The organism is Shewanella baltica (assembly GCF_900456975.1).
In the GTDB taxonomy this organism is placed as follows: Bacteria; Pseudomonadota; Gammaproteobacteria; order Enterobacterales; family Shewanellaceae; genus Shewanella; species Shewanella baltica.
This window is the reverse complement of the sequence record NZ_UGYM01000002.1, coordinates 270851-295285: the sequence shown is the minus strand read 5'-3', so window position 1 is coordinate 295285 and position 24435 is coordinate 270851. Positions and strand designations below refer to the sequence as shown.

General features: G+C 46.3%; 22 protein-coding genes and 4 tRNA genes. 3 read left to right on the top strand and 23 right to left on the bottom strand.

The window, feature by feature from the left end:
• Positions 1–6 precede the first annotated feature (6 nt).
• The 23 genes from DYH48_RS01345 to orn all read right to left on the bottom strand — a co-directional run bounded on the left by DYH48_RS01345 (position 7) and on the right by orn (position 21400).
• Entirely contained in the window at positions 7–1152 is a 1146-nt protein-coding gene (locus tag DYH48_RS01345; protein WP_115333844.1) for an HDOD domain-containing protein, read from the bottom strand.
• 204 nt (positions 1153–1356) lie between these two features.
• Positions 1357–3837, bottom strand: a complete 2481-nt coding sequence (locus DYH48_RS01340) for a S9 family peptidase (RefSeq protein ID WP_115333843.1) — start codon at positions 3835–3837, stop codon at positions 1357–1359.
• A gap of 207 nt (positions 3838–4044) precedes the next feature.
• Positions 4045–4629, bottom strand: coding sequence for an anthranilate synthase component II (locus DYH48_RS01335; RefSeq protein ID WP_063881804.1), 585 nt, complete (start codon positions 4627–4629; stop codon positions 4045–4047).
• 192 nt (positions 4630–4821) lie between these two features.
• Entirely contained in the window at positions 4822–5259 is a 438-nt protein-coding gene (locus DYH48_RS01330) for a ClpXP protease specificity-enhancing factor (RefSeq protein ID WP_006080066.1), read from the bottom strand.
• A complete protein-coding gene (sspA, locus tag DYH48_RS01325; protein WP_006080065.1) occupies positions 5259–5888 on the bottom strand; it encodes a stringent starvation protein SspA in 630 nt (209 codons plus the stop codon). Before sspA ends, DYH48_RS01330 begins: the two co-directional genes overlap by 1 nt.
• Positions 5889–5984: 96 nt before the next feature.
• Positions 5985–6680, bottom strand: a complete 696-nt coding sequence (locus tag DYH48_RS01320; RefSeq protein ID WP_115333842.1) for a cytochrome c1 — start codon at positions 6678–6680, stop codon at positions 5985–5987.
• Complete coding sequence (locus DYH48_RS01315) at positions 6680–7894, bottom strand: cytochrome b (protein WP_011845727.1); 1215 nt, start codon at positions 7892–7894, stop codon at positions 6680–6682. Before DYH48_RS01315 ends, DYH48_RS01320 begins: the two co-directional genes overlap by 1 nt.
• Positions 7894–8484 carry a ubiquinol-cytochrome c reductase iron-sulfur subunit gene (petA, locus tag DYH48_RS01310; protein ID WP_006080059.1) on the bottom strand — a complete coding sequence of 197 codons (591 nt, stop codon included), beginning with the start codon at positions 8482–8484 and terminating at the stop codon, positions 7894–7896. The genes DYH48_RS01315 and petA overlap by 1 nt, the downstream gene beginning before the upstream one ends.
• Positions 8485–8854: 370 nt before the next feature.
• Positions 8855–9748 (bottom strand): protease modulator HflC, encoded by an 894-nt coding sequence (hflC, locus tag DYH48_RS01305; RefSeq protein ID WP_006080058.1) that lies wholly within the window; start codon positions 9746–9748, stop codon positions 8855–8857.
• Positions 9749–9751: 3 nt separating this feature from the next.
• The gene (gene hflK / locus DYH48_RS01300; protein WP_006080057.1) at positions 9752–10891 is read right to left on the bottom strand and encodes an FtsH protease activity modulator HflK; all 1140 of its coding nucleotides are present in this window, start codon (positions 10889–10891) and stop codon (positions 9752–9754) included.
• A 36-nt stretch (positions 10892–10927) separates the two neighbouring features.
• Entirely contained in the window at positions 10928–12235 is a 1308-nt protein-coding gene (gene hflX / locus DYH48_RS01295) for a ribosome rescue GTPase HflX (RefSeq protein WP_006080055.1), read from the bottom strand.
• Positions 12236–12258: 23 nt separating this feature from the next.
• Positions 12259–12531 carry an RNA chaperone Hfq gene (gene hfq / locus DYH48_RS01290; protein ID WP_006084207.1) on the bottom strand — a complete coding sequence of 91 codons (273 nt, stop codon included), beginning with the start codon at positions 12529–12531 and terminating at the stop codon, positions 12259–12261.
• A 92-nt stretch (positions 12532–12623) separates the two neighbouring features.
• Positions 12624–13550: a tRNA (adenosine(37)-N6)-dimethylallyltransferase MiaA gene (gene miaA / locus DYH48_RS01285; protein WP_115333841.1), complete on the bottom strand. Its 927-nt coding sequence runs from the start codon at positions 13548–13550 to the stop codon at positions 12624–12626.
• Complete coding sequence (gene mutL / locus DYH48_RS01280) at positions 13543–15456, bottom strand: DNA mismatch repair endonuclease MutL (RefSeq protein WP_115333840.1); 1914 nt, start codon at positions 15454–15456, stop codon at positions 13543–13545. The genes miaA and mutL overlap by 8 nt, the downstream gene beginning before the upstream one ends.
• 13 nt (positions 15457–15469) lie before the next feature.
• Positions 15470–16891 (bottom strand): N-acetylmuramoyl-L-alanine amidase, encoded by a 1422-nt coding sequence (locus DYH48_RS01275; protein ID WP_115333839.1) that lies wholly within the window; start codon positions 16889–16891, stop codon positions 15470–15472.
• Positions 16892–16899: 8 nt separating this feature from the next.
• Positions 16900–17358 carry a tRNA (adenosine(37)-N6)-threonylcarbamoyltransferase complex ATPase subunit type 1 TsaE gene (tsaE, locus tag DYH48_RS01270; RefSeq protein ID WP_006084210.1) on the bottom strand — a complete coding sequence of 153 codons (459 nt, stop codon included), beginning with the start codon at positions 17356–17358 and terminating at the stop codon, positions 16900–16902.
• 102 nt (positions 17359–17460) lie between these two features.
• Positions 17461–18945: an NAD(P)H-hydrate dehydratase gene (locus tag DYH48_RS01265; protein WP_115333838.1), complete on the bottom strand. Its 1485-nt coding sequence runs from the start codon at positions 18943–18945 to the stop codon at positions 17461–17463.
• A gap of 270 nt (positions 18946–19215) precedes the next feature.
• The gene (locus DYH48_RS01260) at positions 19216–19671 is read right to left on the bottom strand and encodes a hypothetical protein (protein WP_006080046.1); all 456 of its coding nucleotides are present in this window, start codon (positions 19669–19671) and stop codon (positions 19216–19218) included.
• Between the two features lie 492 nt (positions 19672–20163).
• Positions 20164–20239 (bottom strand) — tRNA-Gly (locus DYH48_RS01255).
• 41 nt (positions 20240–20280) lie between these two features.
• Positions 20281–20356: transfer RNA gene (locus DYH48_RS01250), tRNA-Gly, on the bottom strand.
• A gap of 42 nt (positions 20357–20398) precedes the next feature.
• Positions 20399–20474: transfer RNA gene (locus DYH48_RS01245), tRNA-Gly, on the bottom strand.
• Between the two features lie 34 nt (positions 20475–20508).
• Positions 20509–20584, bottom strand: a tRNA-Gly gene (locus DYH48_RS01240).
• A 270-nt stretch (positions 20585–20854) separates the two neighbouring features.
• Entirely contained in the window at positions 20855–21400 is a 546-nt protein-coding gene (gene orn, locus DYH48_RS01235) for an oligoribonuclease (protein ID WP_006080044.1), read from the bottom strand.
• Between the two features lie 112 nt (positions 21401–21512).
• Here orn and rsgA point away from each other — a divergent pair, with 112 nt between their 5' ends.
• The 3 genes from rsgA (at position 21513) to DYH48_RS01220 (ending at position 24406) form a co-directional block, all read left to right on the top strand.
• Entirely contained in the window at positions 21513–22577 is a 1065-nt protein-coding gene (rsgA, locus tag DYH48_RS01230) for a small ribosomal subunit biogenesis GTPase RsgA (protein WP_115333837.1), read from the top strand.
• A gap of 62 nt (positions 22578–22639) precedes the next feature.
• Entirely contained in the window at positions 22640–23518 is an 879-nt protein-coding gene (gene asd, locus DYH48_RS01225) for an archaetidylserine decarboxylase (protein WP_011845719.1), read from the top strand.
• Positions 23519–23524: 6 nt separating this feature from the next.
• Positions 23525–24406: a DMT family transporter gene (locus tag DYH48_RS01220; RefSeq protein ID WP_115333836.1), complete on the top strand. Its 882-nt coding sequence runs from the start codon at positions 23525–23527 to the stop codon at positions 24404–24406.
• Positions 24407–24435 lie beyond the last annotated feature (29 nt).

The following is a 24435-nucleotide window of genomic DNA, read 5'->3' as shown; positions in this document are numbered from 1 at the left end:
CGTGGATTACAGCAGATCTAACTTCCTATAATTCTGTGCTTTTAAGCGCAGCACTTCTTGCTCAGTTAACTCGTAATAATCGAACATTAAACGCTTTTCTTGGGGATCGATTTGACGCATCTCTTCGAGTAACACCACCTTAGCATAACAGTTTGCCCGCGCGACTAATGCGGCCTGCGGTGACAATTCTCGATAGCTTAAGGTCAGGTCTAACTCCTTCAATAACCCAGTCAAAGGGCTCGCTTCAAACTTAAGTAACTCTAATAGCTGCCAGTTAAGTTTATGACCATGGCTTAACACTTGTTCAAACACAGCTTTGGCCGGAAACTCAGTGGCAATCACCGCATCATACACTTCCTTGTCACGGCTGCTGCTGGCTTCCCTTATCCACGCTCCCCAGGTTTGATCGAATAAGCGGGCACTCAAACTCAGCACAACCGAGGTGCCTAATTGATTGAGCAAGGCACTACTATAAACTAAGGCTGAGTCAGTATTATGAAGCTGAGCCAACGCATTGGCCGCGATACCACTGACTATGCTGTAGCGCCACAATTTACGGGTAGTCCACAACAACTTAGCATTGGCGCTCGGCAGCCAATTACGCAGGCAAAAGTAAGGGATAATCGTTCGCAGGTTTTCGATGCCGATGTAATTCATCACCAATTTAATATCAGTGACTCGCACATCTGAGCTCTGAGGCCGGCGGGCACGAAAAGACGGGCTGTTGACCATATTGGTTAAGTCGCGGCATAACCAACTTAAGTTACTGATAAGCGGTCTTAATCGCGTCGCATCAAGATTTTTTGCCAGCAGTAATTCCAGCAACAGAATTTGCGATTCATTGATCTCTGACTTAGCCAGAACCAGTTCGGGGGACGCGAGTTGATGATCGATGGCGTTATTGACCGTTTCATGCAGCTGGCTCGATACGGCTTCGAACACTTCTTTGGCTTTAATTTGTTTCATCAAACGCGCTAAAATCGCTTCGCGCTCAACATCTAACTTATTCGCATCGGCCTCTAATTCAAGGTCGAGGTCATCCAAAAGAGTCGGGCTCGCTTTATGCTTTCCGAGGATCAATTGCTGATAGAGTCTGTGCTCTATCTCTATAATTTTGCCGGGTCTTACACCGCCCGCAACCGAAATCGCCACTATAAATCTTTCCTATATCGCTAATGCCCGAGTGACGTCAAAACAATCAAACTCTCAAAATCATAACAATTTCAGCACATACACTTAATCTTAGCAATAACGCAAAGTCGCAGAACACAAACATAGTGTTATATCGGATATTTCCTACTCAGTTGGCCAATAAAAAGGCCTCACATAGAGGCCTTTACAGGAAATAGAGCTGAGTTATTTGAGTTCTTGTTCGAATAGCTTATAGATACGGCGGTATTCGTCTAACCAGCTAGAAGGCTGACGAAAACCATGGGGCTCGACAGGATAAATCGCCGTTTCAAAGGTCGGTTTTTCCAGTTCGATCAAATGCTGCACCATACGCACGCTGTCTTGGAAGAAAACGTTGTCGTCCATAACACCACTCATAATAAGCAGTGGTTTCGTTAATCCTTGGGCATGCTCAATCGGAGAGCTGCGCTCATAGGCGATAGGATCGACATCAGGCGTATTTAAGATGTTAGAGGTATAAGGTGCATTATAATGTGCCCAGTCAGCCACAGGACGCAGTGCGGCTCCTGCTTGGAACAGGTCTGGTGCAGTGAACAATGACATAAAGGTTAAGAATCCGCCGTAGGAACCACCATAAGTCCCGACACGTTGAGTATCGACATTCGTATTGGTTTCCATCCAGCTAACGCCATCCTTTAAGTCTTCCACTTCTGGATGACCCATATTGCGGTAAATCGCGGTGCGCCAATCTCGGCCATAACCTTTAGAGCCACGGTAATCCATGTCCATCACCACATAACCTTGCTGAGTCAGCAGGTTGTGGAACATAAACTCGCGGAAGTAACCGCTAAAGCCATAGTCAGCATTTTGCAGATAACCAGCGCCGTGGTTGAAAATCACCGCAGGGTATTTCTCGGCGCGGGATTTATCATAGCCTTGTGGCAAATAAACGCGGGCGTACACCTTGCCGGCGCCATGGCTTGAAGGTACAGCGACCACTTCTGGTGCCTGCCATGGATAGTTTTTAAAGGCATCACTGGTATAAGACGTCAGCTGCTTTAACTCACCGCCAATGGGTTGAACATAAAGCTCATTTGGCTGTGTGCGGCGTGAAGCATTAAGTAGTAGCTGAGTGCCATCAGGACTTAGGCTGTAATCTAAGTTGCCATCCCACTGCGTTAATTGCTCATTTTTACCTGTGGCTAAGTTCACCCGGTGAACGTTATAAATGCCAGGGTGAGTTTGGTTAGCTTTGTAGTAGATGTAATTCGCGTCCGGTGACAGCTGGATGTCGCTCACTACAAACTTACCTTGGGTTAGGGCGCGCGGCTTTTCACCGAGTCCTTTCACATAGAGCTGCGAATAACCTGATTCTTCCGACAAATAGTACAGCGAATCCGTCCCCGACAACCAACCGAATTGGTTATAGTCGTAATTCACCCAAGCGTCATCATGTAAACGATGTTCGGTGGTTAATTTACCCTTAGTTAAATCGACACTGGCGATCCAGCGATCTTTGTTATCGGTGGCTTCTAGCATCAGGGCTAATTTATCTTCCGATTCATGCCACTGAATCGCGCTCTGGGTCCAGCCCCAATCTTGCATCAGCTGAATTTTGCGTGGCGCTTTAGTGCTTTGGTAAGTTTCGCCTTTCGCTTTAGCATTCTCAGCTTTCACTTTGGCAAGCACATCTTCATCAAAACCAGTCAGGCCCTCGATAGTAATATCGACTTGTTTATGCTGGTTTAAATCAAGCACTACAAAGCGTTGTCCTGGCGGCGTATCTTCAGCCACACGTGCACGTACGGGTACAGGGTCGATATAACCGTCGCTGCCTAAGTAGTTAGGCATGATGTCGTGTTCGCTACTACCGGTGTAATTCTTGTCGGTCAAGGCGAGTAAAATATAGCGGCCATCCGGTGACAGGCTAAGCTCTGACACCACTTCGCTATCGCCTAAATACCAAGTGCTGGCGGCGAGCGTCGGGTCGCTTTTTTGCAATTCATCTTTGTACTGTGCTTTGGCTTTAGCATTCTCTTGCTGCAGCGCCACATACTTAATCAATCTGTGCTGTTGCTTAGCAATATAAGACGTTGGCTCTTTAACACCTTCTGGCGCTTTCGCCATTTTAATTTCAGCAAGCTGCTCGACTAAGCCTGAATCTTGATGAATTTGGAAAACATTGTCGCCCTGCCAATAGGCGATATCGCCATTATTGAGATAACGCACACCATCGATCGCACTGCGCTGACGAGTCAGTTGGCTGATTTTACCTGTGCTTAATTGCTTAACAAAAATGTTGCCCTGATACAGATAAGCCTTGTGGGACTTAGCGCGATCAAACACGCCAAACTGCTGATCTGCCGCGTGTAATTTATCAAGCGCTAGCTCGACGGCGCGACTGTCATTGATGCCTTGCTGATAATAACTGCGCAGAGGTGAAGCACTCGCTTGGCGGGCAAACAGCACGCTTTGGCTATCGTCGCTCCAGTAAGCCTCTTTGGCGAAAACCCCCATCCAATCGGGATTTGCCATAATCTGATTAAGCGTAAGCGCCTGTGAAACCTGTGGCGGTTGGGCTAAGGGAACTTGGAATGCTTGCGGGGATGATGCAGGAGGTGCTGTTTCAGTCGATGTCGCTGCGCAACCTGCCAACACGGCAACCGCTAACGCACTTAAACCCAAATTTCGCATTACGCTTCTCATTTGTCCTTCCTTTTATTGTTATCGCAATGGCTAAATGACCCAGTCTAGCTTACCTGCTGGTTTTGCCTATTCGCGTAGTTTTGCCGAAGTTATAGCATAGTTAATTGCTAAACTTGCTTAAAAAAAGGATAAATCTTGTAACAGAAATTGATAGTACGAATATAGTGCAGGGAGTTTTTGGGGTGAGGAGTTTTTAGGGCGAGGAAATTATACAGGCACAGCCGATTGCGCTAAAAAATTGGCTAATAGTTCTAGACCTTGCTCAGTAAGAATGGATTCGGGATGAAATTGCACCCCATACAGCGGTAAGTCTTGATGGCTCATGGCCATGATTTCTCGGCCATGGATCGGATCATCAAACCAAGCATCGAGGACAAAACCTTCAGGCACAGCATCTACCAATAACGAGTGATAACGTGTGACGGTTAAGGGCTGATTTAATCCCTCAAATAACCGCTGGCCAGTATGCGCAATGGCGCTGACCTTGCCGTGCATTACCCGCTCGGCACGCACCACATTGGCACCAAAAACCTGCGCCATCGCCTGATGCCCTAAACACACACCTAGGATCGGCATGCGCGTGGCAAAATGTTCAATCGCCGCAAGGGAGATGCCCGCCTCATTGGGAGTGCAAGGGCCGGGCGAAATCACCAGATGAGTAGGCGCAAGCGCCTCGATTTCGGCGATGCTAATTTCGTCATTACGTTTAACCACTATCTCTTGCCCTAGCTGCTGAAAATACTGCACTAAGTTAAAGGTAAAAGAGTCGTAATTATCGATCATTAGCAACATACAAGATCCATTGGCCTAAATGGGTAAAGGTAACGCATATCCGACGGATGAATGCGGGCGCAAATGCTACCACACCTTATCCTCAAGGTTTAGCCAATTACGGCGATAAAATTCAGCGACAAAAAAGCCAGTCATAGGACTGGCTTAGTTTTAAAACAACTTGGGCATTTCACCACAGCTATTTAGCGGTCGTTATTTTACGACGGTTAAATGGCTGCGACGCTTAGGCGGTTCATCAGTCGGTTCAGGCGCTTTATCGTTTGTTTCAACAACCGATAAAGATGAATCGACTTCATCGTCCACCAGGTAAGCATCTTCAATATCGAAGACAGTGCCAGCACCGTTTTCACGGGCATAAATAGCGACAATCGACGCCATTGGCAACATCACCTGCTGGGGAACACCACCGAAACGCGCATTGAACTCCACAAACTCATTGCTAATTTGCAAATTGCCCACTGCGCCAGCAGCGATATTCAACACTATCTGGCCATCCTTCACGTATTGCTGCGGTACTTGAGTGCCTTCAACAAAGGCATCCACCACAACGTGAGGAGTCAATTGGTTATCCATCAACCAATCATAGTAAGCCCTTAGTAAATAAGGACGATTTGGAGTCAAAGGTTTCATTACATACCCATGCGCATTTCGCGTTCAGCTTCAGTTAGAGAAGCTTTAAACGATTCACGCTCAAAAATACGTGTCATGTACGCTTTGATATCTTTAGCTACACGGCTATCTAGCTCAATACCTAATACAGGTAAGCGCCACAACAACGGGCCAAGGTAGCAATCCGCTAGACCAAATTCTTCGCTCATGAAGTAAGGCACTTCACCGAAGATAGGCGCAATAGCGATCAAGCTTTCAGTCAGCTCTTTACGAGCGGCTTCAACACGATCACCCTTACGGATACGGTCAACTAGCGAATACCAGTCTGTATCTATGCGGTGCATCATCAAACGGCTTTGGCCGCGAGACACTGGATAAACTGGCATCAAAGGCGGATGAGGAAAACGCTCATCCAAATATTCCATGATAATGCGTGATTCGTATAAAACGAGTTCACGATCTACCAAAGTTGGCACTGAGTTATATGGATTTACTTCGAGCAAATCCTCAGGCATTTCGTTAGGGTCGACCTGTAAAACATCAACAGTAACCCCTTTCTCAGCTAACACGATACGTACTTGATGGCTATACAGATCATCAGCACCTGAAAACAGTGTCATGATAGAGCGTTTGTTGGCAGCAACAGCCATTGATACCCTCCAGAATCGAAATAAAACAAAAGTAAACGAGGGGCTAAGCCCCCCGTTTACACTATGCGGATATTACATTTTACCCGTTATTGGTGCCTAGTGTACATCTTTCCAATACTCTTTCTTCAAGAGGTAGGCCACAATAAAGAATATAAACAGGAATCCGAGTACCCACCAACCCATAGCTTTACGCTCTAGTTGGACAGGTTCAGCCGAATAGACTAAGAAACCCGTGATATCACGAACCGCTTGATCGTACTCTTCCGCATTTAATTTACCGCCAGTAACCACAACAGTGCCATCTTCTTGCTTGACTGGTGTGCCTTGTAACTCTTCGAGTACATGTGGCATACCAACAGATGGGAATACTGTGTTATTCACACCAAATGGGCGACTAGGATCTTTATAGAAGCCTTTCAGATATGAATAAACCCAATCTTCGCCACGAACGCGGGCAACCAAAGTTAAGTCTGGCGGTGTAGCACCAAACCACTTAGCCGAATCTTTGTGTGGAATCGCGTTTTGCATCAGCTCACCAATTTTTGCATCGGTGAACATATACTTGTTACGCATATCATCCGCAGAGATACCGATATCGGTAGCGACACGTTCATAACGTTGATACTGAGTGCTATGACAACCAGAACAGTAATGTTGGAACAGGTCCACACCACGTTCTAAGGAAGCTTTATCATGCAGATCAACATTGGCTTTATCTAAATGTACGTGCTCGGTCGCAGCAGTAGCCAGCGTCGGCAACAGTGTAACTAATGCAATCAGTAATTTTTTCATCAGTGTGTCAACCTCGCTGGAACAGGCTTAGTTTTCTCATTCTTGCTGTAAATGAACAGCAACAAGAAGTAGCCAAAATACGTCACAGTGAAGATACGCGCAGCGATCGTCAGCTCAGGTGTTGCAGGCACAGCGCCTAAATAACCTAAGACGATGAAAGAAATCGCAAACTGAGCAATGTTCAGCTTGTGTAGCGTGCTACGGTAGCGAATTGACTTCACTTTACAACGATCTAACCAAGGCAATACGAACAGTACTGCAATCGACAGTCCCATCATCACCACACCAGTCAACTTGTCTGGAATCGCACGAAGGATGGCGTAGAAAGGTGTAAAGTACCACACAGGTGCAATGTGCACAGGAGTCTTCATCGGGTTAGCCGCTTCGAAGTTCGGGCCTTCTAAGAAGTAACCACCGCCCTCTGGTACGAAGAACATGACCCAGCAGAATACGATCAGGAACCCAGCGACGCCCATGATGTCTTTTACTGTGTAGTATGGGTGGAATGGAATACCATCAACTGGCCAGCCATTCTCGTCTTTGTTCTTCTTAATTTCGATACCGTCAGGGTTGTTTGAACCCACTTCGTGTAACGCAATTAAGTGTAAGAACACGAGGACCACTAATACTAACGGCAGTGCAATCACGTGCAGCGCGAAGAATCGGTTCAGTGTTGCGCCAGAGATCACGAAGTCACCACGGATCCACAGGGTTAAATCGTCACCAATAACAGGGATAGCACCAAACAGAGAGATAATTACCTGCGCGCCCCAGTATGACATTTGACCCCATGGTAGCAAGTAGCCCATAAAGGCTTCAGCCATCAACACGAGGAAAATCAACATACCGAACAACCACAGTAGCTCTCTAGGCTTCTGATATGAACCGTAAATCAAACCACGGAACATGTGCAGATAGATCACTACGAAGAACGCTGAAGCACCGGTAGAATGCATATAACGCAGCAACCAACCGTATTCAACGTCACGCATGATGTACTCAACAGAAGCGAATGCGCCTTCTGCTGTTGGTACATAGTTCATCGTCAACCAGATACCCGTCAGTAATTGGTTAACCAATACCAACATCGCTAGTGAACCGAAAAAGTACCAAAAGTTAAAGTTAGTTGGCGTAGCATACTGACCCACGTGACGGTTATAAGTCGCCGTCATTGGGATACGAGCATCAATCCAATTAATTAAATTCTTAACCATTACGCCACTCCTTTATCTACACCGATAATCACGGTGCCATCATCAACGTATTGATGTGGAGGGATAACTAGGTTCAATGGAGCAGGTACGCCTTGGAACACGCGACCAGCCATATCGAACTTAGAGCCATGACATGGACAGAAGAAACCAGAAGTGACACCTTCAACTTGCTCACCAAATGAATCTGGCAAATAAGTAGGTGAACATCCGAGGTGGGTACAAATACCGACAGCAATAAAATACTCTGGCTTAATTGAGCGCAAAGGATTTGTTGCATAATCAGGCTGCTGCATTTCGGCAGAAGCAGGATCTCTTAACTTATCATCATGTGTTGGCAGTTCATTGATCACAGCATCTGTGCGACGGACAACCCATACAGGTTTTCCACGCCACTCAACACGGATCAGCTGACCTGGCTCTACTTTACTGATATTTACTTCGACCGGTGCACCTGCAGCTTTCGCTTTGGCACTCGGATTCCATGACTTGATGAAAGGAACCGCTACAGCGACGGCACCAGCACCACCTACTACGGCGGTTGCGGCTGTCAGGAATCTGCGACGTCCGGTATCGACTGGCGCATTGCTCATCCACTTATCTCCCAGAGGGTGTTGGAATTTTTATATTTCAAAGACTTTCGGCCCTTAGTCATCACTAGGGTCAAAAATCGAAGTTTGAAGCGGGGCTCATTATAGCTAAAAATTAGAAGCAGATCATAGTGAAAACACGCAAGTAAGTTAGGGAGATTGCGTGTTTTTTAAAAAAAGTCTAAAAAAGACCCAACTATTAACCCGTTTTAATCCATTTGGAACATATTTTGAGCATCTTGTCTGTGACATCGGCATAAAGCATGCATCGCTAATATAAATTAGCCCTGACTTTTCAATCTAAGTTAACAATCGCCAGATAAAAAAATAGGCCCTGGGTAACAGGGCCTATTAGATCAATACTTTTAACGTATTACTTCTTAGGTGCAGTGCTCTTCATATACTTGAAGAACTCGCTATCAGGCTCTAACACCATGATATCGGACTTGCCTGAGAAGCTGGCACGATAGGCTTCTAAGCTACGAACAAAGCCGAAGAACTCAGCATCTTTGCTGTAAGCATCAGAATATATCTTCGCAGCTAATGCATCACCTTCACCACGTATGGTTAAAGCTTTACGCTCAGCTTCAGCAATCTTCACTGTTACATTGGCATCAATCGTTGCACGAATGATTTCAGATTGCTCTTTACCTTGTGCTCTATGCTCTTTTGCCACAGCTTGACGCTCGGCACGCATACGTTGGTAAATACTGTTACTGACGTTAGCAGGTAAATTGATTTGCTTTACACGCACATCGACAACTTCAATACCTAAGTCTTTGGCGCTTTCTGAGGCGTTTTCTAACGCGTCATTTTGCAATTCATCACGCTTACCAGACACAATCTCTCTGATAGTGCGACGACCAAACTCAGTACGTAAATCGTTGTTGATCTTACGTTGTAATAGCGATTCTGCATTCGACTTAATACCACCGTTTGTAGACAGGTAATATTTTTCGAAATCTGCAATACGCCACTTCACATAGGAATCGACCATAAGATCTTTCTTCTCTGAAGTCACAAAACGATCAGCAGCACCATCAAGTGTTTGAATACGGGCATCGAGTAATTTTACTTTATCGATCACAGGCACTTTAATGTGCAGACCTGGACCGTAGACGCGGGTGACTCGATTACCGTCAACGTTGTCTTTTAAAATTTCCCCGAAACGCGCCACAATTGCGCGCTCACCTTCATTCACCACCATTAAAGATGACAAACCAATACCTAAGAGTACGGCGATAAGAATAACGCTTAATCTACCCATGGATTACTCCCTCCCTTGGCGAGTACGATCATCGCGGGATGGACGTCCACTCAAAGGCTCATTCGCGCGAGTCGTTGATACAGATGAAGAATTGACATTTTGCTGTGGCTTAGCTTCCAGCTCAGTTGTCGCAGGCTTCTGCTGAATTAACTTATCTAGCGGTAGGTACATTAAGTTGCCGTTGTTCTTGGCATCAATCAGCACTTTATTCGTATCTGTCATCACTTGCTGCATTGTATCGAGATACAAACGCTTGCGAGTCACGTCAGGCGCGGCTTGGTACTCAGGTAATAACAGCTCAAAACGAGCCACTTTACCGCGAGCTTCTAAGACTTCACGCTCTTTATAAGCATTCGCTTGTTGTGCCATACGTTCAACTTCACCACGAGCTTTTGGTTCAATTTCACGGGCATAGGCTTCAGCTTCACGAATAAAACGTTGTTCATCTTCTTGAGCAGAAATCGCGTCATCGAAGGCGTCTTTCACTTCTTCAGGCGGACGCGCCGGTAAGAAGTTGACGTCAACAACAGCAAGACCCAATTTGTACGGTTCAAGAATGCGCTCTAACTCTTTCCACGTATCGCGACGAATAGCATCACGGCCAGTAGTCAGAATATCATCCATCTTATTATGTCCAATGACATAACGCAGTGCACTGTCAGTCGCTTCACGCAAACTGGCGTTCGCATCGACGGCACTAAATAGATATGAGTAAGCATCTAAAATACGATACTGAACATCAAGCTCAACTTTCACGACGTTTTCATCGGATGTCAGCATGCTACCAGACGCAGGAATAGAGCGAACCGATTGAATGTCGACGGGATAAATTTGGTCGATAAATGTGGCTTTCCAATGAAGTCCAGGGCCAATTTCGCCAGCGTGTTTACCAAATCGCAGTGCCACACCACGCTCAGCTTCTTTAATTGTATAAAAACCCGAAAGTCCCCAAACAACTACAGCAACAGCAAGAATGATGATTAGGCTAAACGAGCTAAAAGATTGGCCTGAGCCGTTTCCTTTGCCGCCAAAGCGCTTTGAAAGATTACGAAAAACCTCGTCAAGGTCCGGTGGTCCTTTGTCGTTACCACCTTTATTTCCCCAAGGATCATTACCCTTGTTACCGGGCTCGTTCCAAGCCATTTAGCACTCCATAAGTGGATGAAATAAATTAGATTATTAACAAACAGCCTCATCTATCGAATCTTCGTAGATAAAGGTTTCTAACTCACCCTGACTCTGTTTAGCTAATCGGCGCCAATCGGCGTCCGATAAACGAACAGACAAAATACAGTTCCCCAGATCGTCGTACTCTTTCTGCTGTATCGCATCCAGTCGATAAAACTGGCCAAGATAATGTCCAGCAGTTGCCGGAATTCTAAGTGTTAGCTCTTTAATCACCTCACCGATTAGCTCAGTGATGGCTTTCAACAGCAAATCAAATCCCAAACGCTTCTGTGCCGAAACCCAAACTCGAACGGGTTTGCCTATGTCGTTATATTCAATTCTTGGGGTTACATCCTCGAGTAAATCGATTTTGTTACACACCACGAGTTGCATGACTTCATCGGCTTCGATGTCTTTCAGTACAGATTGAACCTGATCAAAGTTATCCGCCATGTTTTCATCTGCACAATCAACGATATGCAGTAGTAACTCAGCTTGCCTTGTCTCTTGTAAGGTTGCCTTAAATGCAGCAACGAGATCATGGGGCAAATGACGAATAAACCCTACAGTATCCGCTAATATCACGGCACCATCGGGTAAATCTAACTTTCTTAGCGTGGGATCGAGTGTGGCAAACAACTGATCTGCAGCATAAACATCGGATGATGTTAGGGCATTAAACAGCGTTGATTTACCCGCGTTTGTGTAGCCGACTAATGACACTGTCGACAAATCACTGCGCTTACGTGCACGTCGACTCTGTTCACGTTGTTTATCAACTCGCTCTAAACGCTTGTTGATATTTTTAATCCGTCCTCTGAGCAAACGTCTATCGGTTTCGAGCTGGGTTTCCCCTGGACCACGTAAACCAATACCGCCCTTTTGCCTTTCAAGATGCGTCCAACCACGGATCAGGCGAGTCGACATATGGCGCAATTGCGCTAGCTCCACCTGCAACTTACCTTCGTGAGTACGCGCTCTTTGGGCAAAAATATCGAGAATAAGCGTCGTACGGTCGAGTACTCGACAATGACACACTTGCTCAAGATTACGCTCTTGGGCTGGACTCAATGCATGATTAAAAATCACCACATTGGCTTCGGTCGCCGCCACTAATGCGGCTAACTCTTCGGCTTTACCAGAACCCACAAAAAATTTGCGGTCCGGCGAACGTCGACTTCCAGTAATCACCCCGACTGATCGGGCTCCAGCTGATTCCACTAATAGCTGCAGCTCGACTAAATCTTCTCGGCGTTCCTCATCGGAAAAGTCGATATGGACAAGAACCGCAGTTTCTCCCGCCTCATAACGATCAAACAAGAAGTAAACTCCTTAGATATAGCTTATTCGCCACTAGGCGCATCATCTTGAGCACCATATCCGCCTTGGGCATTTTGGTGACCAGTGACGTTGAATGGGCGTGCTGGCACTACAGTAGAAATAGCGTGTTTATAAACCATTTGGCTCACTGTGTTTTTCAACAGAATGACAAATTGATCAAACGACTCTACCTGTCCTTGGAGTTTAATGCCGTTCACCAAGTAAATTGATACAGGAACGCGCTCGCGACGCAATGCGTTCAAAAATGGGTCTTGTAAAGATTGCCCCTTAGCCATTTTATTATTTCCTTTTTAATTTATATAAAATAAATCGATATCAGTGATAGTTTTTTGTTTAGTTTTAGTATTATACAGCAAGGGCTAATAAGCTAGCGGCATTGACGCATAAGTGTAACTAAATTCCCCTCAGCACCACTTTCGAGCCAATTCAACTCTGGCCAACTGCGCAACCATGTTAATTGACGCTTAGCCAATTGCCTAGTAGCAGCAACCGCTTTTTCGACCATAGTATCATAGTCAAACTCACCATCGAGATATTGCCAGCACTGTCGATAACCCACACAACGCATTGAAGGCAAGTCTAAATGCAGGTCTCCACGGGCTTTCAGCTCTGTGACTTCCTCAAGAAAGCCCTGCTTGAGCATAATCGCAAAACGTTGCGCAATTAAGTCATGTAACACTTTGCGCTCACGCGGTGCAATAGCAAACTGCACTACGTCATAGGGCAAGGGAGCAGACTTGGTCTGAGTCAGCTCAGTCATACTCTTGCCGCTTATTCTATAGACTTCCAGCGCTCTTGAAAGTCTTTGTGGATCATTAGGATGAATTCTTTCTGCCGACACGGGATCTATCTCCCTTAATTGGTCATGCAGTGCTTCCCATCCCTTTTCATCCGCCTCAGCTTGGATTTCGGCTCTAATGGCCTCGTCCGCACTAGGCAAAGGTGATAAACCTTCGAGTAACGCTTTGAAATACATCATGGTTCCGCCAACTAATACTGGCGTTTTACCCATGCTGACAATGTGTTCTATCTCGGCTATCGCATCGGCTCTAAAGTCGGCTGCCGAATAACTTTCACTAGGATCGCGAATGTCGATCAATCGATGTGGCCCACGGGCCAGTTCGTCGGCGGAAGGCTTGGCACTGCCAATGTCCATACCGCGATAAATTAATGCTGAATCGACCGAAATGATTTCACAGTTATGCTTTTCGGCCAATTCTAATGCTAAAGCAGTTTTGCCTGAGGCCGTTGGCCCCATCAAAAATATCACTTTAGGCTGTAATTCTTTATTCACTTGCTTGCTCTTCTAGCCACGATTGCCAAGGTAATAATATTGCTTTGTTGGCAATAAGCTGTCTTTTCTCTTCAGCTAACTGCGAAAATGCTGCCCAGATTTCTGGTGCCGAAACGAATCCCGTTAAACTGTGTTTTGCCAACCAAAATGCCAGTGCGCTTGGCGCAGGTGTTTCAAAACGCAGCGATTGTAACCACTCAGGGATCACTTTTGCTAACTGGCTCTCTCTGATATATGGGGGCACTTTTTTAATAATCAACTGCTGGTAACGAATTGTTAGTTCTAAACCTAACTGGCGGATCAGCGTGTCATGTTCATCGAGCACAGCCTGCCAATCTGCATCGGCCGCGACAGACACTGGCATCAATAAAGGCTGGCCAATTAATCCGGTCGCTAGCTTAGCCTCAATCTCTTGGCAGCGCGTCGCCAATGCTACTGATTTTATTGGCAATAGACTCAGTTTATCCGCCGTCACCATTACCCAATATTGGCTATCTAAAATCGCAGGCATAGGCAGAGATGGCTGATAATCTTGATCTTTTACACTGTAAGAAGGTGTTTGCAATAAAGCACCATAACTTGCAATTGCCGCTTTTGACGGTAATTCAGTTCGTTGCCGAGATTCACCAGCAGAATAACTGCCGCGACTATTGTCCCTTGGCGTGGCCATGCTGCCAAAGGCATTCGTTTGAGTGCCAAAACTGGTGCCTTCTCGTCCTGCGCCGGCAGATTTTACTTGAACGGCAGAGGCAACTAACGGTTGAGCAGACTCAAGTGTATCAGCTGGCACATTAACTTGAGCTGAATCAGCACCAAGTACAAAAGGGGCTGAGATTTCAGTGGCGCTTGTCGGGGCATCCACAAACACATCTTCAACTTCATCCAAAGAGCTTGAGTGAACGAAGTTGAGTTCCCCTGCTTCTTCCAGCGCCGATTGCAATGCTTGCAGAATATAATCATGCACATAGCGACTCTGATGGAATCGCACCTCATGCTTAGCGGGATGCACGTTAACATCCACTTGATGGGGATCGATATCCAACATCAACACATAGCCGGGTTGCTCCAGTTCCGCTTTTTGGGCAAAAGCTTGGCGCACCGCGTGATTGACTAAGCGGTCACGGATTAAGCGTCCGTTGACATAAAAGTAATGGGTATCACTGATAACGGGTGACCAAGGTGACTGCAAATAGCCACTAAGGCGCAAATCATCGTGCTGGCATTCAATCTTAAGCGCTTGCTCGGCAAATGGACGGCCACTTACTTGCGTCAAACGTTGTAAATACTGGGCCTCATTCATGGCGGGACGATAATTGCGTACCGTCTTGCCGTTATGAGTTAGCGTGAAATGGATATCGCCGCGCACTAATGCAATGCGCTTTAACCATTCATCGATATGGGTAAATTCGGTTTTATCGCTCTTTAAAAAGCGTCTGCGAGCTGGCGTATTGAAAAATAAATCCACCACTTCAATCGTAGAACCAACAGGATGCGCGGCGGGCATGACTTTAACCGCCATGTCGGCACCTTCAGCATGGGCTTGCCATGCTTCGGTTTGATCAGCAGTGCGCGAGGTTAAGGTTAAGCGTGAGACTGAGCTGATACTCGCTAACGCTTCACCGCGAAAACCAAAACTGAGGATCGCTTCGAGATCGTCTAAGGTGTGTAACTTTGAGGTCGCATGGCGCGATAAGGCCAGCGCGAGTTCATCTTTGGGTATACCAGATCCGTTATCGCGAATTTTAATCAGCTTGCTACCGCCTTTGTCGATTTCAATATCGACTCGGCTCGCTCCTGCGTCGAGACTATTCTCGACCAATTCTTTGACTACGGAAGCAGGTCTCTCAACCACTTCCCCCGCCGCAATTTGGTTGGCTAATTGCGGTGGCAGGATCTGAATGCCCATCATGCTTTCCTATTTAACTCTGGGGTATGACTAACGTTTGACCTAACTGCACCACATCGGACTTCATCCCATTCGCTTGTTTGATGCTAGACATAGGCACACGGTAACGCTGCGCGATGGCCGACAAAGACTCGCCACGACTGACTTTATGTTTGACGTTCGATGACGTTGAACTCCCCACATAAGCGGTTGGCGTTCTCTCTTTAGTCGATTTAGCACTGCTAGAACTTGCGCCGCCACGTTGGGCAAGCAAGGTATCCGCTGGCGGATTATTGTGATAGTAACGACTCACACCCTTATAAATAGCATTGGCGATATTTTCTTGATGGCGACTACTCGATAGCAAACGCTCTTCTTTCGGATTCGAAATAAAGCCCGTTTCCACCAAGATTGAAGGAATATCCGGTGATTTCAGCACGGCTAAACTCGCAGACTCGGGGCGACTCTTATGTAAATCAGTCACGCCGCCTAAATCCTTAAGAATATCGCCAGCGACTGAATGACCAATGGCCATCGAACTGTTCATCGACATATCGAGCAGCGTCATGGCTAAATACTGTTCATTATCCGTGTTTTGGATAATCTCACCCGCGCCGCCAAGTAACTCAGAATGCTTTTCTTTTTGCTCTAACCAACGGCCAATTTCACTGTTTGCGCGACGCATGGATAATACCCACACAGAGGCGCCGCGCGGATTAGGGGAAGTAAAAGCATCGGCATGGATAGAAATCAGTAGATCGGCCTTACTGTTGCGGGCCAACTCAGAGCGCTTATTCAAATTCACAAAATAATCGCCGGTGCGGATCATCACAGCGCGCATGCCGGGCGTGTCATTGATTTTACTCGAAACACGTCTGGCGATTTCTAGGGCAACCTTTTTTTCGTAAACGCCAGAAGGGCCAATGGAGCCGGGGTCGTCGCCGCCATGACCCGCATCGATAGCAATCACGATATCGCGGGATGATTGTGCCGCTTGGGTAACGGTTTTAACGGGTGTGGATGATACGACTGCAGTTGCGGTTGTTAAGGTTTTATCTTCTAAATCAACCACGAGACGATTGCCATAAGGCGCGGTCACAGGTAACGAGAACAAGCTTGCATTCAGAGGCTTCAACAAATCGATCACTAAGCGTAAATCCCCCTTAGTCGGCGACTTACTGACTCGCACGCCCTTGACTAACTTACTGTTGTTTTCAAGATTTTTAAGCGCAACTTTAGTGGCGGACTTTTTTAAATCCACCACTAAGCGATTAGGGCCATCTAAAGAGAAATAGGTGTAATCTGGCGCTTCACTTAAATCAAACACGATTCGAGTCGACTCAGGCGCAGCCCAAATACGTACGCTTTCTAACTGATTAGCCGCATGGGCCGCCACAGATAAAAAAGAACATAAAGAAAGAATAATAATTTGAAAATAAGGGTTATTTTTTATCATTTTAGTTTTTATTTTATCGCTTTTAATAACTTTTCACCTGGCTCTGACAAGGCCTCTATGCGTATTTCACGCCCACTATTTTGATAACTTAAATGCATATGGACATCGGCATCGGGCAATAAACCCTCTCCCTTATCTGGCCATTCAACAATGCACAGACTCTTATCCGTGAAGTAATCACGAATACCCATAAACTCGAGTTCTTCTGGATCGTTTAAACGATACAAATCAAAATGATAAACTTCGACACCCTCTAGCTCATATGGTTCAACTAAAGTGTAAGTCGGGCTTTTAACTGCCCCTTTATGGCCCAAACCTTGAATTAAGCCGCGACTCAGCGTCGTTTTACCGGCGCCTAAATCACCCGTAAGATACAGAGTCAAAGGCGCTTGTACATGGCGGGCTAATTTTTGCCCAACCGCAATAGTGTCGTCTTCGTTGTCTAAGAAAAAAGTTAACTCTGTCATATCCGCTTATATCACTGCTGTTATTAATGGAGAAGCGACTCAACCCTAAAAAGGCGCAGGGCACAGATCAAAGTCCAGCCCCGCTTGAGTCTCACATACCGCCTAGAGTAAATCACTATTCACTAATTGGCGAATAAAAGGCATTAAATCGCTCGCTAACATGCCACGTTCTCCCTGTATTGCCGCAAGATCGGCGGCGCAACCATGTACAACAACACCCAGCACAGTCGCCTGCATGTTATCCATTCCTTGAGCCATGAGCGCGCCTATAATACCAGATAACACATCGCCACACCCACCACTGGCAAGCCCAGGATTACCGACAGGTGCAACAACCATTTGTTTGCCATCAAAAATGATCGTTCCCGCGCCTTTTAACAGTACAACACCGCCATACTTTTGCTGTATAGCCCTTACAGCCGCAAACCTATCCTGCTCAATTTCTGCCACAGAGCAGCGGAGTAGACGCGCAGCCTCACCTGGATGCGGTGTTAGCACCCAATTGGTTTGCCGGCGCGGTTCATTGCTCAATAGATTTAAGGCATCGGCATCCAAAACACAGGGTTTATCGCTTAAGCCCACGGCTTTAAACAAGTTATAGCCCCAGTCATGCTTACCTAAACCAGGGCCAAGTACGATAACCTGCGCCCAACCAAGGCGCAGATACACTTCCATATCGACTAAGTCACAACCCCAGAACATCAATTCAGGACGGGAAACATTCACAGTCAATTGATGCTCAGGTCGACTGATCACTGTGACTAATCCTGCACCGGCACGCAAACATGCCTCACTTGCCAGTCGCACGGCGCCAGCCATGCCCATATCACCGCCAATAACAGTGACCTTACCCGACTGGCCTTTATGGCTATCGCGCGCTCTGGCGGCAAAGTAATCCTTAAGCGTCTCTCTTCCTACTCTTTGTGCACTCGCTTCAGCGAAGAAAGGCGTTAATCCTAAAGCGGCAAATTCAAGTTCGCCGCTGTAATGCCGCGCCTTACCCGTTAACAAACCTTGCTTCCAGCCACCAAAACACAAGGTGACATCCGCCATCACAGCAACACCCGCCACAGCGCCGGTATCGGCAATCACTCCAGACGGTAAATCAAGGCTCAATACCCAAGCTGCATTGTCATTGATGGCGCAAATATACTCAGCCATATCGTCGCGCACGGCATCTCGCACACCTGTGCCGAGTAAACCATCGACGATGATCTTGGCCGCAAGAATGGGCGCAACGGCTTTCGGCAGTAACTCTCCGCCGTCTTTAAGATAATGGGCCAATGCTTGCTGACACTCAGGCGTGCCTGCCGCTGACGTCATCATCACTGAAACGGCCATACCACTGGCAAGGGCTAGACGGGCGCACACTAAGGCATCGGCACCATTGTTACCGCTGCCAGCGAGGATAAATACAGAAGAGGCATTGGGGTTATGTTTTGTTAAACATTCAAAAGCCGCCGCGCCAGCACGCTCGACCAATTCATAGAGGCTAGAGGCTCCCTGCGACACAGCACTCAGTTCAGCTTGGCGAACTTGTGCTTGGGTAAATAAAGCCTTGGGGAATTGCGATAGATCTTGTGCCATGAAGGATCTCCTTAGACGCCAACGACTTCATTCCACAATGAGTTACCTCACCATAGGAGTCTTGGCAGCATTGAGCAAGGCCGATAAAAAAATCAGCCAATAGATCAAGAAAGTAGCAAGAATCGGATCGGGAAATTATGACGTAAATCAGTTCAGGCGCAGATACCCGCCCAAATGGAGCAAAGTAGTGCAAAAGTCGTCGATACACAGATGAAACAAAGACAAAAGCCAGCACTAGGCTGGCTTTGGGAATTGAGAAGCGATGACGGTTTAGATATCGTCCATCCGAATCGTGCTGTGGACCAAACGTTGTTGCTGAGTTTTCTCTACTCGGATCAAGTTGGCTAACGCATTACGCGCATCTTCGGCAGTGGTTGAGTTAACCGTTTTTTCTAACAAACCAATCAGACGATTTTCTAAGTCTAAGTGCAAGTTGAGCACATCGTCTTCATTCATGTTCGCGGGCAACATAGTATCTTGGCAACGCTTGGTAAAGTCTTCAAAGGTGAAATCTTTGTACCAAGTATCAAGAATACGATGTGGCGCTTCTTCTATATAATCGCGCAGTTTCTCCGCCATGGTTTTTTGATGTGACTCAAAATAATCCAGCATCATTTTCACACGGGCCGAGTCAGCTTGATTATTGAGTCGGCCATAGAGTTGCGCCATATCTAAGCGGCAATTTGCCACATACTCAAGTAGATCACGTAATTGTTGAATACGCATATAATGCACTCCACTGTCAGGCCAACTACTTGGCGCTATTAATTTTGTCTAGCTTCATTATGTGAGTAAAAGCGTTACGAATATTTGAACAAGGTCATAATTTAACTTTCGCGAAGCTATCTAATTTAGGAAAACTTGAAGAAACACGCTACAGATCACGCATCTAAATCCTATCACACTGTTTTGTATAAGAGAGAAAAGCCAAAAGAGATCTCAAAACACTTAGCCTAAAAGGTTGGAGTAAAGTCTTTGGTTGTGCATGATGAATCAAAGATAGAGGGTTTGCAGTGGATAGTAGTTAATAAAGAAAGGAATAGATGAGCTAATTGAGGGAATGACGTGAGAAGTACAGCGAAATGATTTTTAAGCGGAAGTGGTTCGAGCAATGACCTATACCTTGACTAATTTAACAATCACAAAGGTATCGCCATATCAAAATCACAACTGAGCTAATGTTAATTGAGTAATATGGTAGTGGAATATTTAGGAAATTGGAGCGACATATCGGGTTCGAACCGATGACCTATACCTTGGCAAGGTATCGCTCTACCAACTGAGCTAATGTCGCATAATCTGTATAATGATTTGGTAAATCACTAAGTTTTAATTTGGAGCGACATATCGGGTTCGAACCGATGACCTATACCTTGGCAAGGTATCGCTCTACCAACTGAGCTAATGTCGCATAATCTGTATTAATGATTTGGTAAATCACTAAGTTTTAATTTGGAGCGACATATCGGGTTCGAACCGATGACCTATACCTTGGCAAGGTATCGCTCTACCAACTGAGCTAATGTCGCATTTCACATTTTAAGACTGTGACAGTCTAGAATTTGGAGCGACATATCGGGTTCGAACCGATGACCTATACCTTGGCAAGGTATCGCTCTACCAACTGAGCTAATGTCGCCTTTCGTATTGCTGCTACATTTGCCTTCAACATTGACAAAGGTATCGTCTATCAACCTTTAACAACTGAGCTAATGTCGCCTTTTGTATCGCTGCTACATTTGCCTTCAACATTAAAAAAGGTATCGCCTATCAACCTTTATCAACTGAGCTAATGTCGCATTCAATCTAAATGACCGTACATCTCTGTTCGCATCAAAAAGTTGAGGCCGCATTATATGAAAAATTCATGCGGCTGCAACCCCTTCTTGCATATTTATCTACTGATCGGTCAAATTTTAAATACTTTGCTACGATAATACTGCAATTCAGCGATCGACTCTTGGATATCCTGCAGTGCTTGGTGAGTGTTTTGCTTCTTAAAGCCCGCCATAGTTTCTGGGCTCCAACGCTTCACTAGCTCCTTAATCGTACTGACATCCACATTGCGGTAGTGGAAATAATCTTCCAGCTCGCGCATATAACGATTTAAGAAGCGTCTATCTTGGCCAATACTGTTACCACACATTGGAGAAGCGCCCTTAGGAACATACTGTTCTAAGAAGGCAATCGTCTTAGCCACGGCTTGCGCTTCGGTTTCTTGGCTAGCACGAACGCGGTCAATCAACCCTGACTCACCATGGTGCTTTTGATTCCAATCATCCATAGCGGCCAGCACGTCATCCGATTGATGAATCGCGATAACCGGACCTTGACCGATAATATTGAGTTCTTGATCTGTCACTAAAGTGGCAATTTCAATGATCCTGTCGACGTCGGGCTCTAACCCTGTCATTTCCAAATCGATCCAAATGAGATTATTTACATCTGCCGTCATAAATCAGCCTTATCATGTCAGTTAGCCTAAATTCAGGCTTTTTTATTCAAGAGCGTGTATCATACTGCTTTTTTCCGACACAAAAAATCACCTAATTGACGAAGACGAATCAGTGAGTAAAAAGAAACCCCTAAGCCAAGGTCAATTACGCCGTATGCGCGCTAATCACGAGAAGCGACTCAATCGTGATAGTGGCAATAAAAATACGCCAGAGTTACAGGATAGTTCATTGGGGCAAGAACAGCCCGGTACTGTGATTTCTCGTTTTGGCCAACATGCCGACATAGAAACCGAAAGCGGCCAAATTGTGCGCTGTAATATTCGCCGTGCCGTCACCAGTTTAGTGACTGGCGATAAAGTGATCGTACGCTTAGCCATTGAGAGCCAAGCCAATAGCGGTATCGCAGGTATTGTTGAAGCCGTTCATCCACGTCGCTCATCACTCACACGCCCAGATTTATACGATGGCGTGAAAATCATCGCCTCGAATATCGACCAAATTTTAATTGTGTCCTCGGTATTACCCAGCTTTACCACCCAGATCATCGACCGTTATTTAGTGGCCGCTGAAGATACCGATATTCCGCCTATCATCATTTTGAATAAAATTGACTTACTCAACCCCGATGAAGCGCAGGCAATCGATGAAGCGCTGCAGCGTTATAAAGATATTGGTTATCCAGTTTATAAGGTCAGCAGCAAGTTAGGTGATGGTATCGATACCATCAAAGACATACTCAAAGATAAAGTCAGCGTATTTGCCGGCCAATCTGGTGTGGGTAAGTCATCGATCATCAATGCCCTATTACCCGATGCCGAACTGGTGATTGGTGATGTTTCCGATAACTCAGGTTTAGGTCAACACACCACCACCACAGCCAAACTGTTGCACTTGCCTAGTGGCGGCGATTTAATCGACTCCCCAGGCGTGCGCGAATTCGCCCTTTGGCATCTTCCTGCGCAACGTGTAGGCTGGTGTTTTATCGAGTTTCGCGAGTATCTTGGCGCGTGTAAGTTCCGCGATTGTAAACACGGTGACGATCCCGGCTGTGCACTGCAAGAAGCTCTGAGCCAAGGTAAGATCAGCGCAGATCGCTTTCATAATTACCATAAAATTATCGCCAGCTTAGATGAACAACGTCATGCCCGCCATTTCCGCGCGGCCACTGACGAATAACGACTTATTGATAAATAACAACAGTCTCAGCAAAGATTGAGCAGTAAGAAAAGGAATTAAAATTGGATAAAGTCAAAATAGCGCTGCAGTACATGCTGCCGAAACACTTATTATCTCGTTTAGTGGGTAAACTGGCCGCCGCAGAAGCGGGCGCGTTAACCACGGCCGCTATCAAGTGGTTTATCAAGCAATATAAAATTGATATGAGCGAAGCGGCGCAGAGTGAGCCTGAAGCCTATAAAAGCTTTAATGCCTTTTTTACCCGCGCCCTTAAACCCGGTATTCGTCCGTTAGATATGGACGCCGATATCATGGTGCATCCCGTCGATGGTGCAGTAAGCCAATTAGGCCCAATTAAAAACGGCCGCATCTTCCAAGCTAAGGGTCACCACTATTCATCGTTAACCCTGCTTGGCGATCAAGCTGAAGATGCTAAACGCTTCGAAGGCGGTGATTTTGCGACTATCTATCTGGCGCCTAAAGACTATCACCGTATTCACATGCCGATTAAAGGCACGTTATCAAAAATGACTTACGTACCTGGTGAACTGTTTTCAGTGAATCCGTTAACGGCCAGAAACGTACCCGGTCTCTTTGCCCGTAACGAACGTGTGGTGGCGATTTTCGAAACCGAATTAGGTCCATTGGCCATGGTATTGGTTGGAGCAACGATTGTTGCCAGTATCGAAACCGTCTGGGCAGGCACAGTCACGCCGCCGACAGGTAAGCAAGTCTTCACTTGGGAATATCCAACCCAAGGCCCCGATGCCATCACCTTAGACAAGGGCGAAGAAATGGGTCGCTTCAAGTTAGGCAGTACTGTAGTGATGTTGTTTGCTAAAGATGCTATTGCGACCTTTGCTGAAGGCGTCGAAGCCGAAGCAGTAACACGTATGGGACAAGCCTTCGCTAACCTGAAAGATGTTAAGCAAGCGGATTAACCCTTCTTGAGTTCTGCTAAACCTTCGGGATTAATTGAATTACATTTGGCTGTGCTGCTATTTGGCGGCACAGCTTTGTTTTCTAAATTAATCCCACTCAGTGCCCTCGACATCACCTTCCTACGCTGTATCGTCGCAGCCACTGTGTTAGGTTTGCTGGTCAAACTCAGCCGTAAACGGCTAACGCTGGCCAGCAAACAAGATTATCTGGTCGCCATCGGGCTTGGGGTTATCGTAAGCCTGCATTGGGTCACGTATTTTGCCGCCATGCAGCTCTCGTCGGTCGCCATTGGCATGATTGCGTTTTTCACCTATCCGGTGATGACAGTGATTGCCGAGCCGTTGCTGACAGGCAGTAAAATAAAATTACTCGATATGATCAGCGGCGTGTTAGTGCTGATAGGGGTGATATTACTCATCCCTGAGGCCAATTTAGGTAACGACACTACGCTGGGCATTGCCATCGGCATAGTGTCCGCCATCTTGTTCACCGCCCGTAACTTATTGCACAAACGCTACTTTTCCCAGTACAGCGGCCCACATGCCATGTTCTACCAAACCTTGGTCGCCGTCGTGTTCCTAATGCCGTGGCACCAAACGGAACTGAACAGCATCTCACTCGAAGTGTGGGGGTTAATTATTTTACTCGGCGTCGTCTTTACCGCCGCGCCCCACGCACTATTTACTTCCGCACTGAGGCAACTCAGCGCCAAAACGGTTGGGCTAGTCTCTTGCTTACAGCCCTTCTATGGCGCCATGTTAGCGCTGATTATTTTGGGTGAAGAGCTCAATCTTAATACCGTAATCGGCGGCACTATCATAGTCGCGACCGCCATCTTCGAAACCCATCAATCGCACCAGTCACAGCGGCGAAAAAAGAACGCCTGAAACATACCAATCTCAACGCAATTTGGCTA